The sequence below is a fragment of the Mesorhizobium sp. M8A.F.Ca.ET.208.01.1.1 genome, from assembly GCF_004791315.1.
GTDB lineage: Bacteria > Pseudomonadota > Alphaproteobacteria > Rhizobiales > Rhizobiaceae > Mesorhizobium.
The window spans coordinates 614,571-630,000 of the sequence record NZ_SRUT01000002.1; the positions used below are offsets into that span (position 1 = coordinate 614,571).

The 15,430-nt window shown below is 63.8% G+C and carries 13 protein-coding genes, 1 tRNA gene and 2 rRNA genes (1 of these 16 running past the window's edge); 7 read left to right on the forward strand and 9 right to left on the reverse strand.

Annotated features, from left to right (window positions below):
• Positions 1-77 precede the first annotated feature (77 nt).
• The 4 genes from EN851_RS13475 to EN851_RS13490 are packed head-to-tail and all read left to right on the forward strand — an operon-like array spanning position 78 to position 3,509.
• Positions 78-1,064 (forward strand): ABC transporter permease, encoded by a 987-nt coding sequence (locus EN851_RS13475; RefSeq protein ID WP_135929407.1) that lies wholly within the window; start codon positions 78-80, stop codon positions 1,062-1,064.
• Positions 1,061-1,891 (forward strand): ABC transporter permease, encoded by an 831-nt coding sequence (locus EN851_RS13480; protein WP_135929408.1) that lies wholly within the window; start codon positions 1,061-1,063, stop codon positions 1,889-1,891. Before EN851_RS13475 ends, EN851_RS13480 begins: the two co-directional genes overlap by 4 nt.
• A complete protein-coding gene (locus EN851_RS13485; RefSeq protein WP_189521843.1) occupies positions 1,888-2,736 on the forward strand; it encodes an ABC transporter ATP-binding protein in 849 nt (282 codons plus the stop codon). Before EN851_RS13480 ends, EN851_RS13485 begins: the two co-directional genes overlap by 4 nt.
• Positions 2,733-3,509, forward strand: a complete 777-nt coding sequence (locus tag EN851_RS13490; protein ID WP_135929409.1) for an ATP-binding cassette domain-containing protein — start codon at positions 2,733-2,735, stop codon at positions 3,507-3,509. Before EN851_RS13485 ends, EN851_RS13490 begins: the two co-directional genes overlap by 4 nt.
• A 37-nt stretch (positions 3,510-3,546) precedes the next feature.
• Here the strand turns inward: EN851_RS13490 and EN851_RS13495 are convergent, their stop codons facing one another.
• From EN851_RS13495 to EN851_RS13510, 4 genes are all read right to left on the reverse strand, one after another.
• Positions 3,547-4,302 carry an ATP-binding cassette domain-containing protein gene (locus EN851_RS13495; protein ID WP_127279898.1) on the reverse strand — a complete coding sequence of 252 codons (756 nt, stop codon included), beginning with the start codon at positions 4,300-4,302 and terminating at the stop codon, positions 3,547-3,549.
• Positions 4,295-5,356, reverse strand: a complete 1,062-nt coding sequence (locus EN851_RS13500; RefSeq protein ID WP_127279899.1) for a ribose ABC transporter — start codon at positions 5,354-5,356, stop codon at positions 4,295-4,297. The genes EN851_RS13495 and EN851_RS13500 overlap by 8 nt, the downstream gene beginning before the upstream one ends.
• Before the next feature lie 102 nt (positions 5,357-5,458).
• Positions 5,459-6,436: an ABC transporter substrate-binding protein gene (locus EN851_RS13505; RefSeq protein ID WP_127279900.1), complete on the reverse strand. Its 978-nt coding sequence runs from the start codon at positions 6,434-6,436 to the stop codon at positions 5,459-5,461.
• A gap of 431 nt (positions 6,437-6,867) precedes the next feature.
• Positions 6,868-7,773: a sugar-binding transcriptional regulator gene (locus tag EN851_RS13510; RefSeq protein ID WP_135929410.1), complete on the reverse strand. Its 906-nt coding sequence runs from the start codon at positions 7,771-7,773 to the stop codon at positions 6,868-6,870.
• Positions 7,774-8,053: 280 nt separating this feature from the next.
• Between EN851_RS13510 and EN851_RS13515 the strand changes: the two genes are divergently transcribed.
• Complete coding sequence (locus EN851_RS13515) at positions 8,054-8,962, forward strand: tagatose-bisphosphate aldolase (protein WP_135914940.1); 909 nt, start codon at positions 8,054-8,056, stop codon at positions 8,960-8,962.
• Positions 8,963-8,996: 34 nt separating this feature from the next.
• Complete coding sequence (locus EN851_RS13520) at positions 8,997-10,442, forward strand: ROK family protein (RefSeq protein WP_135929411.1); 1,446 nt, start codon at positions 8,997-8,999, stop codon at positions 10,440-10,442.
• A 209-nt stretch (positions 10,443-10,651) separates the two neighbouring features.
• On the opposite strand, the gene EN851_RS13525 is transcribed toward EN851_RS13520, so the two are convergent.
• Entirely contained in the window at positions 10,652-11,263 is a 612-nt protein-coding gene (locus tag EN851_RS13525) for an NAD(P)-dependent oxidoreductase (protein ID WP_127872303.1), read from the reverse strand.
• Between the two features lie 40 nt (positions 11,264-11,303).
• On the reverse strand, positions 11,304-11,942 hold the full coding sequence (locus EN851_RS13530; RefSeq protein ID WP_127279804.1) for a DsbA family protein: 639 nt from the start codon (positions 11,940-11,942) through the stop codon (positions 11,304-11,306).
• 140 nt (positions 11,943-12,082) lie between these two features.
• Between EN851_RS13530 and EN851_RS13535 the strand changes: the two genes are divergently transcribed.
• A complete protein-coding gene (locus EN851_RS13535; protein ID WP_127872302.1) occupies positions 12,083-13,000 on the forward strand; it encodes a LysR family transcriptional regulator in 918 nt (305 codons plus the stop codon).
• Positions 13,001-13,367: 367 nt separating this feature from the next.
• Here EN851_RS13535 and EN851_RS13540 read toward each other — a convergent pair.
• The 3 genes from EN851_RS13540 to EN851_RS13550 all read right to left on the reverse strand — a co-directional run.
• Positions 13,368-13,444 (reverse strand) — tRNA-Met (locus tag EN851_RS13540).
• Between the two features lie 178 nt (positions 13,445-13,622).
• Positions 13,623-13,737 (reverse strand): 5S ribosomal RNA (gene rrf / locus EN851_RS13545).
• A 203-nt stretch (positions 13,738-13,940) separates the two neighbouring features.
• Positions 13,941-15,430 (reverse strand): 23S ribosomal RNA (locus EN851_RS13550) (it continues 1,320 nt past the right edge of the window).

Sequence of the window (15,430 nt, forward strand, 5' to 3'; positions counted from 1 at the left end):
GGCCAGGGCGTCCGGCAGGACAGAGGGGGGCGCCGTGGAGCACGGCCTCAGAAGTTTACAAGCGGCGTCCCATTATTATGACTCGCGCCCTCGTCCTCCTGCGTCGTCGCCTCATCGGCAGCATCTTCGTTCTGCTTATCGTCGTCATCGGCACCTTCCTTCTCCTTGAAGCCGCGCCCGGCGACGCGGTCGACGCCTATATCGTCTCGACCGGCGGCGACGCCGGCATGATCGAGCTCTTGCGCCATCGCTGGGGCCTTGACCAGTCGGAGTTGACGCGGCTCGCCAACTACCTCTGGGCATTGCTGCATCTCGACCTCGGCCAGTCCGTCACTTTCTCCCGGCCGATCCGCGATGTCATCTTGGAACGCCTGCCGACCACGCTCATCCTGATGGTCAGCGCCACCGCGCTCTCCTTCGGCCTCGGCTCGGCGCTCGGCATCTATGCCGGCGCAAGGCCCGGCAGCTTCCGCGACCGTTTTCTCTCCGTCGCCTCGCTGGCGCTCTACGCGGTGCCTGGCTTCTGGCTCGGCCTGGTGCTGATCGTGATCTTCGCCGTCGACCTGCGGTGGCTGCCGATCGGCGGCATCGAAACCCTGGCATCGGACAGGACCGGTCTCGACCGCGCCGCCGACATCGCCATCCATCTGGTGCTGCCGGTTTCCGCGCTCGGCTTCATCTACCTGGCGCTCTATCTGCGCATGATGCGCTCCGGCATGGCAGAGGCCTGGCGTCAGGATTTCGTGCTGGCCGCCCGCGCCAGGGGGCTTTCGCGCCGCCGCATCGTACTCGCCCATGTCGCCCGCAACGCACTTTTGCCGCTGGTCACCATGCTTGGCCTGCAATCGGCGCAGATGCTGGGCGGCAGCGTCGTCATCGAGAGCGTCTTTGCCGTGCCCGGCCTCGGCCGGCTGGCGCAGGAAGCGGTGGCCGCGCGCGACACCCCTTTGCTGCTTGGCATCATCCTCACAAGCGCGGTGCTCGTCATCCTCATCAACCTGCTCGTCGACATCGCCTATGCCTTTCTCGACCCCCGCGTCGGCGCCAGCGAGGCGGGCGCATGAGCCGTCTGCGCCGCTTCCTGCGCACGCCCGAGGCGGTTGCCGGCACTATCCTTCTGGCGGTGCTGTTCGCCATGGCGCTGTCGGCCTCGCTGCTGTTTCCCGGGGATCCGCAAGCCATTGCCGGCCCCGCGCTGCTGCCGCCATTCCAGGATTGGTCGCTGCCGCTCGGCACCGATCGGCTCGGCCGTGACGTGCTGGCCGAACTGTTCCACGGCGCCCGCACCTCGCTGGCTGTCGGCCTCGCCGCGGCCGCCGCGGCCCTTGTCGTCGGTGCGATCGTCGGCACGCTTGCCGGCTTTGCCGGCGGCCTCGTCGACGAAGTGCTGATGCGCATTGCCGACGCGTGCCAGACCGTGCCTGGTTTCCTGCTGGCGCTGGCTTTCGTCAGCGTGGTTGGCCCCTCGCTCGGCGTCGTTGTCGTGGCCATAGCGCTCGGAACCTGGACTGGACCGGCGCGCATTGCCCGCGCGGAAGTGCTGTCGATCCGCGAGCGCGACTATGTCGCCGGTGCCCGTGTCATCGGCATGCATCCAATGGAGATCGCCTTTCGCGAAGTGCTGCCCAACGCCTTGCCGCCGGTGCTGGCGATGTCATCGGTGATCGTCGCCGCCGCGATCCTCACCGAAGCGGCCCTGTCCTTCCTTGGCCTCGGCGATCCCAACCGGGTCACCTGGGGCGGCATGATCGCGGAAGGCCGCACTGTCTTGCGCACCGCGCCGTTCCTGTCGATCGTCCCGGGCATTGCGCTGGTGTTGACGGTATTGAGCGTCTATCTCGCCGGCGAAGGCATCGTCGAGACGACGGCCGTGCGCAGGGGCCTGTCGTGACCGCGCTGGCGTCGATCCGCGATCTCTCGGTGACCTACCGCGGCGATGGCATCGAGGTCACGGCGCTGAAGAACATCACTATCGATCTCCACGCAGGCGAACGGCTTGCGATCATCGGTGAAAGCGGTTCGGGCAAGAGCACCCTGGCGCTGGCGATCGCGGGGTTGTTGCCACTGTCTTCGAAAATTGAAGGCAGCATCGAGTGGTTCTCTCTACCAACGTTGGATGCCGTAGAACGCAGAACGCCAAAGTCTCACTCCGGACAAAACCTGACACCCCTCCTCGGCCGCGACATCGGCTTCGTCTTTCAGGATCCCTCCGCAAGCCTCGATCCCCTGATGACCATCGGCAAGCAGATCGCCGAAGTCGCCCGCACCCATCTCGGCCTCACATGGCAGCAGGCATACGCCAAAGCCAAAACCCTCCTCGGACGCGTCCGCCTGCCCGACCCTGATTCCGCCTTGCGCGCCTTCCCGCACCAGCTTTCCGGCGGCCAGAAGCAGCGTGTGGCGATTGCCGCCGCGATTGCCGCCGGGCCGAAACTGCTGATCGCCGACGAGGCGACCAGCGCGCTCGACACCATCGTGCAGGCCGAGATCGTCGCGCTGATCCGACGGCTGGTGGCAGAGGACGGCATGACGCTGCTGTTCATCAGCCATGACATCGCGCTCGCCGCCGAACTTGCCGAACGCATCGCGGTCTTCCGACATGGCCAGTTGGTGGAGCTTGGCAAGACGGCGCAGATGATCGACGCACCCGCCCAAGCCTACACGCGCGCGCTGCTCGACGCCCATATCGGCCTCGACGCCCAACCCTTGCTGAACCGAAGCGGGCTGAATGGATGAGCCTGCTGACGGTGTCCAATCTCACCAAACGCTATGGTCGCGCCGGCAAGACCCTCGCCGCGGTGGACGATGTCTCCTTTCATGTCGAGCCCGGCGAAACGCTGGCGCTGGCCGGGCCGTCCGGAAGCGGCAAATCGACGATCGCGCGACTGGTGTTGCGCTTGATCGAGCCGGATGGCGGAGGCATCGAATTCGAAGGCGATGATTTCTTGGCGCTGCGCGGCGCGCCCTTGCGTGTGCGCCGCGCCCGCCTGCAAATGGTGTTCCAAGATCCGCTCGCCGCCTTCAACCCACGCGCCACCGTGGCGCGCGTCCTCGACGACCCTTTGCGCATTCATGGCGTCGCCTCGCGCTCCGAGCGGCCGCGCCGCATCGCTGCCTTGCTGGAGCGGGTCGGCCTTGCGGCCGGTCTTGCACCGCGCGCCATCCATGAAATCTCCGGCGGTCAGCGGCAACGCGTGGCGATTGCCCGCGCCATCGCCACCAAGCCGTCGCTGATCGTGCTTGATGAAGCGGTGTCGGCGCTCGATGTCTCGGTGCGCGGCCAGATCCTCGATCTCCTGCTCGACCTGCAGCGCCAGGAACGGATCGCCTATCTCTTCATTTCGCATGATCTCGGCGTGGTGCGCGCAATCGCCCACCGCGTCATCCTTCTCGATGGCGGGCAGATTGCCGAGAGCGGCGATGCCCGAACCGTCATCGACGCACCGCGGTCGGCCGTCGGCAAGGCGCTGGTGGCGGCCGCGCCCAGATTGGACAGAAGCAGACCATGATCCGGTCTTCGAGCAAGATCACACCGAGAGAACCCGCCTATCCCCCGACCATCAGCCTGACGACTTCGTCATGATTGGTCTCGGAGATCTTGCGCTCGCCGGCCTGGACGCCGCGCCGCAGCACGACGATGCGGTCCGAAACCGCGAAAATGTCCTGCAAATTGTGCGAGATGAAGATCACGCCGCGTCCTTGCGCCTTGAGCTGGTGGATCAGCGAAATCACCTTGCGCTGCTCCGGCACGCCCAATGCCGCCGTCGGTTCGTCCATGATCAGGATCTGCGCATCCCAGTAGACGGCGCGGCCGATGGCGACGGCCTGGCGCTGGCCGCCGGAGAAATTGCTGACCGGGGCGTTCATCCGGCTGACATGGAAATCGAGCCGCTTCATCGTCTCCCTGGCGGCCTCTGCCATCGCCTTGCGATCGAGCACCGGCAGGAAGCCGAACGCCTTGCGCATCGGTTCGCGGCCAAGGAAGATGTTGGCGCCGATCGACAGATTGTCGGCCAGAGCCAGATCCTGGTAGATCGTCTCGATGCCTTTTTCGCGCGCCTCCTGCGGCGTCGCGAAAGCCACTGGCTGGCCACCGAGCAGGATTTCGCCCCCCGTCGGCTGGAACACGCCCGAGATCGCCTTGATCAGCGTCGTCTTGCCGGCGCCATTGTCGCCGGCAAGCGCCACCACTTCGCCCGGCCGCACGGCCATGGAGAAATCGCTGAGCGCACGCACGGCGCCAAAATGCTTGGACAGGTTGCGGACTTCGAGCAAGGGAGTGTTCTGGTCGGTGCTATTCATCCTGGCGGCCTCCACTGAACCGGCGCTGCGCCTGGTCTATGAGCACGGAAATGATGATGACGACGCCGACGGCGATGAATTGCCAGAACGGCTCGACATTGACGAAGACCAGCCCGTACTGGATGACCGCGATCACCAGCGCGCCGGCGACCGTGCCCAGGATCGTGCCGGAGCCGCCGAACAGGCTGGCGCCGCCGATCACCACCGCCGCGACGCTGTCGAGCAGCAGCGGCTCGCCGGCTTGTGCCGCACCGGCGGTGAAGCGCGCTGCGTAGAGCGCCCCGCCAAGGCCGGCGCACATCGCCGACAGCACATAGAGCCGCAATATGTGGCCCCTGATATCGATGCCGGCGCGCCGCGCCGCCTGCACATTGGCGCCGATGGCATAATTGTGCTGGCCGAACCGCGTCTGGCTGAGCAGGTAGTGCATGCCGATGACGAAGACGGCAGCGATCATGACCAGATAGGGCACGCCATAGAACTTGCCGTTGCCGAGCAGCGCGAACCAAGAATTCTGCACCGGCACCGTGGTGCCGCCGGCAAGCAGGAAGGCAACGCCGCGCGCGACGCCGAACATGCCGAGCGTACCGATGAACGGCGGCACCCTGAGGCGTGAGATCAGCAGACCATTGATGATGCCGGGCACACCGGCAACGATCACGGCGGCGAGGATGCCCGCGAGCATGGCCAGCGGCAAGGGAATGGCGGCGCCCGCCATATTGGTGGCATGCGCTGCAACGACTGCGGCAAGGCCCATGATGAAGCCGAGCGACAGGTCGATGCCGCCTGAAATGATGACGAAGGTCTGGCCGGTCGCCAGCAGCAGCGGCGCTATCGCGAAGATCGCAATGGATTGCAGGTTGAACGGGTTGAGCACGAACGTCGCGCCGAAGGCGTATCTCGACCATATCTCGAAACAGATGATCAGGCCGGCAAGGAACAGCCAGGCGCGCCCTTCGGCGATGCGTCCGATCAGGCTCCTGGCCGGATCGCCATGATCGGCCTGGGGGGCGACATGCTTCTCGGCAGGCTGGGCTGGTGATGTCGAGGTCATGAATACTCCGCGGCGCGGCTGCCTTCAAACAGGCCCCGCCTTTTGCGGGACCCGGCGCGAACTCCCCCCGGCAAAACCGGGAGGAGCCAAGCTCGTCTGGGCTTACTCGGAGTAGAGATACTTCGAGATGTTCGGGTCCGCGATGTTCGACTTGTCCATGATCGTGAAGCCGGTGCCGATCGTGACCGGGATCGAATGGCCGGTCAGGTGGGCGTAGGCCGAAACCACGCCGTAATAGCCGATCTCGGCCGGATGCTGGGCGATTGCCACGTCCACGAGGCCGGTATTGATGTTGTCGACGATGCTGGTCGGTGCATCGAAGGCAACCACCTTGACGGTCCCCGTCTGCCCCGCCTGCTTGACGCCGTTGGCGGCGCCGAGCGCCGAGAACAGGTTGGCGCCGAACACGCCGACGAGATCGGGATTGCGCGCGAAGACAGCCTGCAGCTGCGAGGCCGCCTTGTTGGCGTCGTCGTCATTGAACTGGGTTTCCAGAACGGTGATGCCGGTATGCTTGGCCATCTCCTTCTTGAAGCCTTCTTCGCGCTGATCGGTGGTCGAAATGCCGGGCTTGACGTTCGACACATAGACCTTGCCCTTGTCGCCGATGGACGTGGCCAGCGCCCTAGCCGCGATCTCGCCGCCCAGCACATTGTCCGAGGCAATGTAGGCCAGCGGGAAATCGGCGTCGCCGGCACCCGTCTGGTAGGCGCCGCTGCCGATGAAAGTATCGACGGTTATGACCGGGATGCCGGCATCATTGGCCTTGCGCAGCGGTTCCACCAGCTGGACCTTGTCGGTGGGCGCGATCAGGATAGCATCCGGCTTCTTGGCGATGACCGCGTCGAGCACTGGCACCTGGGTGACCGGATTGAAGTCCGGAGCACCCTGGAAGACCAGGTTCACGCCGAGCGCATCGGCAGCCGCCTGAGCACCTTTGCGCATGGTGATGTAGAAGCCATCGGTGGTGAGGCCCGGAATGAGCGCAATGGTGTATTTCTTGTCCTGTGCCTGCGCGGGCGCCATCAGCACCGTCGCGCTGACGGCAAGCGCCGCGAGCGCGGCAACGATCTTCTTCATGACATCCTCCTCATTGTTGGCAATTCTGCCGTTTGCGGTGACATTGGAATGGCCGTCATCCGCGCGGGGGCAGGATGCCGACGGCCGGGAACGCCTGTTTGCCTTTCGCGGGCAGCTCCTCCCAAGCGCCCTCCAGTCTGTCAGCCGGTCCAGCCGACCGGCGCAATCGCCGTGCTCGCTTTCCTCGCCTCCGCCAGGTCAGGGAACACAGCGCCCGGCATGCCTGCACGCCGGGTCCGTATTTTGTAACACTTTGCAGAAATAAATTGCAACCCGGTTTTTCCGGGACGGCAACGCCGGCTTTTCCAGACACCATCCGACTGCTCCTCGGAGCCCAGGCGAACTATCGTCCCGACTCCCCGGCGATACAATCGATTTCGCAACGGCTTCTCTCCGCGCCACGGCGCGGCATCCGTCCGGCATATCTGCCGCTATCGCGTTGCAAGAACCGCGAGGACGGCCTGCGCCGTCTTGGTATCCGTCACCAGCGTGTTGATGAGCCCGGAACGAACGGCGCCGATGATTGCCGTCGCCTTCTCAGGCGAGGCGGCGACGCCGATCACCAGCGGCACGGCGCGAAGCTGCGCCGGCGACATGGCGATCATCCGGCTCTCCCCTTCCCAGGCGATCAGGGCGCCTTCCGCATCGAAGTAATGACGCAGCACGTCGCCGGCCGCGTGAACCAGCGCCTGCTCGCTCGGCGTGGCTGCGCTCGCCTCGGGCGCGTTTATGGCGTGCGGCAGGCCGATGCCGACGATCGCCACATCGGTTCTCTCCCACAAGGCGACGGCGTCGCGGATGGCGGCGTCGCGCAGGAAGACCTCGCGCAGCTCGCTCGACGGCAAATAGGGCGCATGGATGAAGCGCGGCGTGCCACCGAACTCCTCCGCGGCAAGCCGCACGAATTCATTGACCTGGAAATGCGCCGCGTGCTGCTGCATGCCGCCGGTTGCGGCCACTGTCAGCACGCCCGGCATGCGCGGCAGGCCGGCGCGGATGACCTCGCGCACGGCGCGCCCCCAGCCGATGGCGACCACGGAGCCGGCCACCAGCTGCGCCTGCCTGAGCAAAGCGCCAAGCGGGGCGGAAAGCGCCGTCAACCCACCCGCCGCCGGCGTCTCGACAACCGCGGCATCCCGCAATTTCAGCCCGTCGACCAGTTGCCTGGTGATATCCTCCGGCGTCGCCAGGTCGATGACCTCGATGCGCACGATGCCCTCGGCCCGCGCCCGCTGCAGCAAGCGCGAAATCGTCGCGGTGGAGACACCGAGCTGCCGCGCTATGTCGACCTGCGACATCTCCTCCACATAGTGCAGCTTTGCAACCGTGTGCAGCATCGTGCGCGATGCGGTCGCGTCCTGGACGGAGGGAACAGACAGCTTGCAATTCCTTTCAGCAACGTGTTACACACGTATACGCCGATGGGAGTTATCGCGCAAATCGGGTGAACTCGCAACTTGAGGGCCATACCAGGCCACGCGCCGGCAAGGCTGCTTGTGCTGGCAGCCGGCGATGCATCAGGCGGCAAAATCTTCCTGCCGGCAGGCAGGCAAACTGACCATTGTTTCCACGGGATCAGCGCCTCGGCGAGAGAGCGCCAACATCGGACAGAAAACCATGACGAAGATGACCACCGCGGAACTGCGCGGCTACCAGCAGATATGCGGCAGGGACGGCGCCATGGTGGCCATCGCTTGCGACCAGCGCGGCGGCATGCGCACCTTGCTGGCATCAGACCCCGCGGACCAGGCCAGGATCACCAACGACATGCTCGGCGACACCAAGGCCGACATCACGCGCTACCTCGCAAGCGCTGCGTCCTGCGTGCTGCTCGACCCGCTCTGCGCGGTGCCGAGGGTGGTCGACGAGGGCGTGCTGAACCGGGATACCGCACTCCTCATCGGCCTCGACGCCTCCGGTTTCGACGTTTCGCCGGAAGGCTACCGCCTGTCGCGGCTGGTTCCCGGCATCGACGCGCGGCGCGTGCGCGAACTCGGCGGCACGGGCGGCAAGATCATGGTCTATCTCAGGGCCGACAAGCCGCAGGCCAACGAGCACAACATCGCCATCCTGCGCCAGTGCATCACCGACTTCGGCAAAGAGGATCTGCTGCTCGTCGTCGAGTTCCTGACCTATCAGCTCGACGGAGAAAGTCCGGAAGACTATGCGGCCAAGACGCCTTGGCTGGTCGAGGAAGGCACAAGGATTTCGCTGGAATGCGGCGCAAAGGTGCTGAAGCTTCCCTACCCCGGAACGCCGGAAGCCTGTGCCAACATCACAAAAATGGCTGGCGAAGTGCCGTGGGCGGTGCTTTCGGCAGGCGTCAACCACGCTACCTTCCTCGGCCAGGTCGAGATCGCCATGCAAAATGGCGCCTCCGGTGTGATCGCCGGCCGTTCGCTCTGGAAGGACTGCATCTCGCTCGACCGTGACATTCAGCGCGAAAGGCTTAAGACCATCGCGGTGCCGCGACTGCGAGAAATCCAGGCGGTGATCGGGCACTATCGGCAGAAGGCCGCCGCCTGATATCCCGTTGGATCACCGGCACGTGCAGGACATCATGCCACAAAAATCGATGGCCATAGGGATCGATATCGGCGGCACCAATTTGCGTGCCGCCCGCATATCGCGCACGGGTGAAATCCTCAAACGCCTCAGCGAGAAGAGCGCGCCCGACCCGGAACTGGTGCTTGGCCGGATCGCCGACATGGTGCGCCTTCTCGATACGCCCGACGTGGCGGCCATCGGCGTCGGTGTTCCCGGCCGCGTCGACGCGCGGCGCGGCACGGTCCTGTCGGGTGGCTATGTCAACCTTGCCTCGGTCGCGCTGGCGCAGCGGCTGGACAGCATGACCGGCAAGCCTGTTGTCCTCGACAATGACTGCAACATGGCGCTGGCCGCCGAGATGGCCCTTGGCGCCGGCCGGGGCCAAGACAACATCGCCATGTTCACCATCGGCACCGGCATTGGCGGCGCCGTCGCCCAGAACCGACGGATCATGCGCGGCCGGGCAACGGCGGGGCAACTTGGCCACATCACCGTCGACGTCGACGGCGAGGTCTGTGCCTGCGGGCGGCGCGGCTGTGTCGAAACCACCAGTTCCGGCACGGCGCTTGGCCGCCACATCGCGCGCGCCGGCTTTGGGCCTGACGTTTCGGTCGACCAGCTCTTTGCTCGCGACGTGGCCGGCGATATCGAGGCGCGCAGCATACTGGAAGCCTGGGCAAGGCCGCTGCGCGCGGCGATCGATACCACCGTCGCCATGTTCGACCCCGATGTCGTCCTGCTTGGCGGTGGGCTTGGCCTCGCGGCACACAGAGCGCTCGGCCACGCGCCGGCGCTGGCGCCCTGGTACCAATGCCCGGTCGAACCGGCACAGCTCGGCGACGATGCCGGTGTGATCGGCGCCGGGCTCCAGGCGCTTTCGGCTCCGGCATCGACATCGCTTTCCGTTAACCTTGGCCGCGCCAGACGCGCCGTGCTCGTCAACGGCATCCCGGCCAGCGGCAAGAGCACCGTGTCACGCGGCATCGCCAACCGCATGGGATGGCCGCTGCTTGCACTCGATACGGTCAAGAACCCGTTCCTCGAAGTGCTCGGCGGTGCCGACCGCGAATTCAACCGCACACTCGGCCGCGCCAGCTACCAGGCAATCTGGTCGCTGGTCGGCGACGCCCCGGCCGGCAGCACCTTCATCGTCGATGCCTGGTTCGGTTTCCAGCCGCGGCAAGTGCTCGAGGATCATCTGCGCAGGGCCGGCGTCGAACATACCGTCGAAATCTGGTGCCACGCGCCCGGCGAGGTTCTGGCCGAACGTTATGGCGCCAGGCTCGGCCAGCGCCTCCCCGGCCATCCCGGCGCTGCCTACATCCCTGAACTGATTGAACTGGCCAAGCGCGCCGAACCGCTGCGGCGCGGACCGCTGTTCGACGTCGACACCACGCGGCCGATCGACTTCGATGCCATCACCGCATGGCTGCGCGCGACCTTGGCCAGCGACGCCTGAGTCGCTCGGTGCCAGCGCCGGTCATGCCGGCGGCAGCCGAAGCGTCCTGCGAGCGATCTGCCAGGCGGATTCGGCATGCCGCCGCTTCAGCCTCATGGCATCCATGATCTCGGTCATCACGGCAATCGCCGGCCCGCGTTTCCAGCCTGAGGACTAGCGAAGATGACGAGCGGTCACTTTGCGACGCTCGTCACTTGCGCAGCGCTGTATCAATAGCCGACGGTGAAGCGCTGCCTAACATGCGCCGGCTTCTCGATCTCGTCGACCAGGACGATGGCATAGTCCTCGAAGGAAATGCTGCTGCCCTTGTCCGAGGCGAGAAGCGTGTCCTTGCCGAGACGGTATTTGCCGGTGCGCTCGCCTGGGACGAACAGGGCCGAAGGCGACAGGAGCGTCCAGTCGAGATCGCCGACCGTCTTGAGCTTATCCAGGAAGTCGGCGCCCTTCTGTGCTTCGGCCTTGTAGATCTCGGGGAATTCGGGAGTGTCGACCAGCCGCTTGCCGGGCGCGACTTCGAGACTGCCCGCGCCGCCCACGACGAGATACCGCTTCACGCCGGAGTCACGCACCGCTGCGATCAACGTATCGGGGTCGCTGTCCAGGAAATGCACCGAGCTGATCACCACGTCGTGTCCGCGGATCAAATCGGCGAGACCTTGCCTGTCAAAGACATCGCCTTTTCTGGCGGTCACGCCGGGCAGCGCCGCGATCTTTTCCGGGCTGCGGGCGATGCCGGTGACCGTATGGCCACGGTCGGAGAGTTCCTTGAGCAGGCGCGAACCGACGGCGCCGGAGGCGCCGATAAGAGCAACTTTTGCCATGTCTTCTTCCATTTCCTGTTGGAGGCTGATTGGGTGGAGATCAGGCCGCAGCGATATGGGCGACGAGATTGTCGAAGCTGCCGAACAGCGCGTTCGAACCGATGAGCCGGGGCGCTTCGTTGCGGATGACCGCCAGCGAAGGCACGCCATTGGCATGCAAGCGCTGGAACAACGCGCGGCCGCGACCGACCAGTTCGCGGTGAGCCGTCAGCAGCCGCTCCGTTGGCGCCGCCAGCAACTCGCCCGCATCCGCCATGCCAGCGGCGGAGAGCACCTCGGCGACACCGCCGGCGGTGACGATATCGCGGCCGTCGACATAGCGTGCCCGCTGGATCGCCTTCAGCGCGGTCAGCCGCCGGCCGGGATCTTCCAGGCCTGCGGCGCTGATGGCGAGCGTGGCGGTATGGGAGTCCAGCAGAGTGCCACGAACGTTTAGAACGTTGCGCTGATAAGCCTGCGTGAACGGCTGTCCCGTCAGACGTTCGATACGCTGATCGTTGGCCCAGGCATGGGCGGCAAACCCCTCATCCATCGGACGCGCGCCGGCGCCGGAAAACAGGCCGGTCGCCAGCAATTCGACGCGCACGCCGCCTGCCATCAATTTGTCCAGCATTGGGGTGGCGCCGTAGCACCAACCGCAGAGCGGATCGAAAAGGTAAGTCACGCCTGAGTTGCGCATGATTGCCTGATGTCCGTTGGCGGGGCTCCCCGCGACCTGACCGTCAAATGTCCTGGCCCATATGTGGCAGCGGGCGGTCTTGCGATAAATGGCTACCAATAATACAAACTGTCTGATCCAATCAGACAAAAGCGATCACTTTGGCCGACCTGCTGAACCTCAATCGACTCATTTACTTCACCACCGTGATGGAGACCGGGTCCTTCACATCGGCAGCCGACCGACTTGGCGTCGCCAAAGCCGTGGTCAGCCATCAGATTGGCAAGCTCGAGGAAGAACTGGGCGCGTCTCTCATGCGACGCACGACGCGCCGCGTCACACCGACAGAAGAGGGACGCCTCTTCTATGACCGTGCAATGATCATTCTGCGGGAAGCGGAAGCCGCCTATGGCGAGATTTCGCGCGGTGGCGTCGAACCGGCGGGAATGCTGAGACTGACCGCACCGCTCGACTACGGCACGAAGATCGTTGCGCCGGTCATCGCCGCCTATCTGAAAACCTATCCGCATATGCGCGTCGAGGCGATCTTCGACGATGCGGTAAGCAATCTGGTCGACGAGCAGATCGACCTCGGCATCCGCGTCGGCTGGCTTGCCGATTCCTCGAACCAGGCGCGGCGCCTGGGCACGATACGGCAGATCGTGGTGGCAAGTCCTGCCTTCGCCGCGAGCCTGCCGCAGGGTGTGAGCCCGCGCCAGGCGCGATCGCTGGCCTGGGTCGGAAACGCCCAGCTTCGCGGTGTCGGCCAATGGCTGTTTTCCAGGAATGGTGACAAGGTGCTGACCGAGCTCAATCCGGTCATCACATGCGACAAGAGCCCGGCCGCCCACGCCTGCGTGCTTGCCGGCATAGGGCTGGGTGTGTTTCCCGACTACAGCGTCAGCGATGATATCGCCGAAGGACGGCTGGTGCCGGTCTTTGCCGAATGGGCCTTGCCCACCGGCGGCATCCACGCCGTCTTTCCGCCGGCAAGGTTCAGGCCCGCCAAGGTACGCGTATTTGTAGACCTGCTCGCCGCCGCCGAGAAAAAACGATCGCGCGGCAGCGCGATGCTGTGAGATGTGACCGCCGCGGAAGGTCAGGAATGACTTACATTAAAGCGGTTATGCCATCTCCCAAAAACAAAACGCCCGCGGCGATTGCTACGGGCGTTTGTATGGATTGTTTTGGTCGGTGGGATTTGTTTGTTGTGCGTCGCGGGCTTGTTCTCGCCTGGGGGGCGGATTGATCTCTGGTGCGAACGCGAAACGGCCCGCCGGGTTTGATTCTGGCGGGCGTTTTAATTTGGTTTTGGGGATAGGATTTGAGTTATCGGTCCTGCGGCGTCGGCTTTGCCTCCTTGCGGGCCGCTGATGACAGGTTCGAATCGCCGGCGACCACGGCAAAATACAAAAGAGCCCGCACGATGGCGGGCTCATTTGTATTTGGTTGCGGGGACAGGATTTGAACCTGTGACCTTCAGGTTATGAGCCTGACGAGCTACCGGGCTGCTCCACCCCGCGCCACCGATTTGCAAGCGAGAGCTTGCGAGAGGTTTGTCCGCCAAATGAAAGGGCCGCTTACGCGGCCCGTGTTTCCCGTTGGCGGGCCATGTTCAGAGAAGATTTCATCGCCTCGACCCAAAAACCGGCTTCGATTTTTGGAAAGTAGGATGTGACACATAAAACGTGCGTTTAGCAGACCTGGCAGCGACCTACTCTCCCGCGTCTTGAGACGAAGTACCATGAGCGCTGGAGCGTTTCACGGCCGAGTTCGGAATGGGATCGGGTGCAGCCGCTCCGCCATAACCACCAGGTCGGCAAAACGCACGTTATTCGAGAAGCTGTTTTTTGTGCCTTTGGAGTTCTTTTAGCCTGGCGCCTTTCGAAGCGAAGCTTCGCAAGGTCGACCGACCGTCGGCGCTTGTGCGCCGCACCCACGTAGCGCCGCCCGCAGGGCGGAACAAGCGTGAGTGAGAACAAACCATCTGACGAAGTCAGATGGACATAAGGAATGAGAACGATCAAGCCGATCGAACTATTAGTACCGGTAAGCTTCAAGCGTTGCCGCTCTTCCACACCCGGCCTATCAACGTGGTCGTCTTCCACGGTTCTCAGGGAATACTCGTTTTAAGGTGGGTTTCCCGCTTAGATGCCTTCAGCGGTTATCCCGTCCGGATATAGCTACCCTGCTATGCGGCTGGCGCCACAACAGGTCCACCAGAGATCCGTCCATCCCGGTCCTCTCGTACTAGGGACAGATCCTTTCAATATTCCTACACCCACGGCAGATAGGGACCGAACTGTCTCACGACGTTCTGAACCCAACTCACGTACCGCTTTAAATGGCGAACAGCCATACCCTTGGGACCTGCTCCAGCCCCAGGATGCGATGAGTCGACATCGAGGTGCCAAACAACCCCGTCGATATGGACTCTTGGGGGTCATCAGCCTGTTATCCCCGGCGTACCTTTTATCCGTTGAGCGATGGCCCTTCCACGCGGGACCACCGGATCACTATGACCGACTTTCGTCTCTGCTCGACTTGTCAGTCTCGCAGTCAGGCAGGCTTATGCCATTGCACTCAGCGAACGATTTCCGACCGTTCTGAGCCCACCATCGCGCGCCTCCGTTACTCTTTAGGAGGCGACCGCCCCAGTCAAACTACCCACCATACATTGTCCCGGACCCGGATAACGGGCCGCGGTTAGACATCCATAGTAATAAGGGTGGTATTTCAAGGGTGGCTCCACCTGAGCTGGCGCCCAGGTTTCAAAGCCTACCACCTATCCTACACATGCCACTACGAATGCCAATGTAAAGCTATAGTAAAGGTGCACGGGGTCTTTCCGTCTAACCGCAGGAACCCCGCATCTTCACGGGGAATTCAATTTCACTGAGTCTATGCTGGAGACAGCGGGGAAGTCGTTACGCCATTCGTGCAGGTCGGAACTTACCCGACAAGGAATTTCGCTACCTTAGGACCGTTATAGTTACGGCCGCCGTTTACTGGGGCTTCGATTCAGAGCTTGCACCCCTCCTCTTAACCTTCCAGCACCGGGCAGGCGTCAGACCCTATACGTCGTCTTGCGACTTCGCAGAGCCCTGTGTTTTTGATAAACAGTCGCTACCCCCTGGTCTGTGCCACCCTCCTCCACTTGCGTGGAAAAGGGTCACGCTTCTTCCGAAGTTACGCGTGCAATTTGCCGAGTTCCTTCAGCATAGTTCTCTCAAGCGCCTTGGTATACTCTACCAGACCACCAGTGTCGGTTTCGGGTACGGTTTATAAGGAGGAGCTATTTCCTGGAACCACGCAGCAGCCCGTTCAATCCGATAAGATTGGACTACCTCAATGATCCGTCACTACCTCCAAGCCCACGAATATTAACGTGGTTCCCATCGACTACGCGTTTCCGCCTCGTCTTAGGGGCCGGCTAACCCTGCTCAGATTAGCTTTAAGCAGGAACCCTTGGTCTTTCGGCGGGGGAGTCTCTCACTCCCCTTACGTTA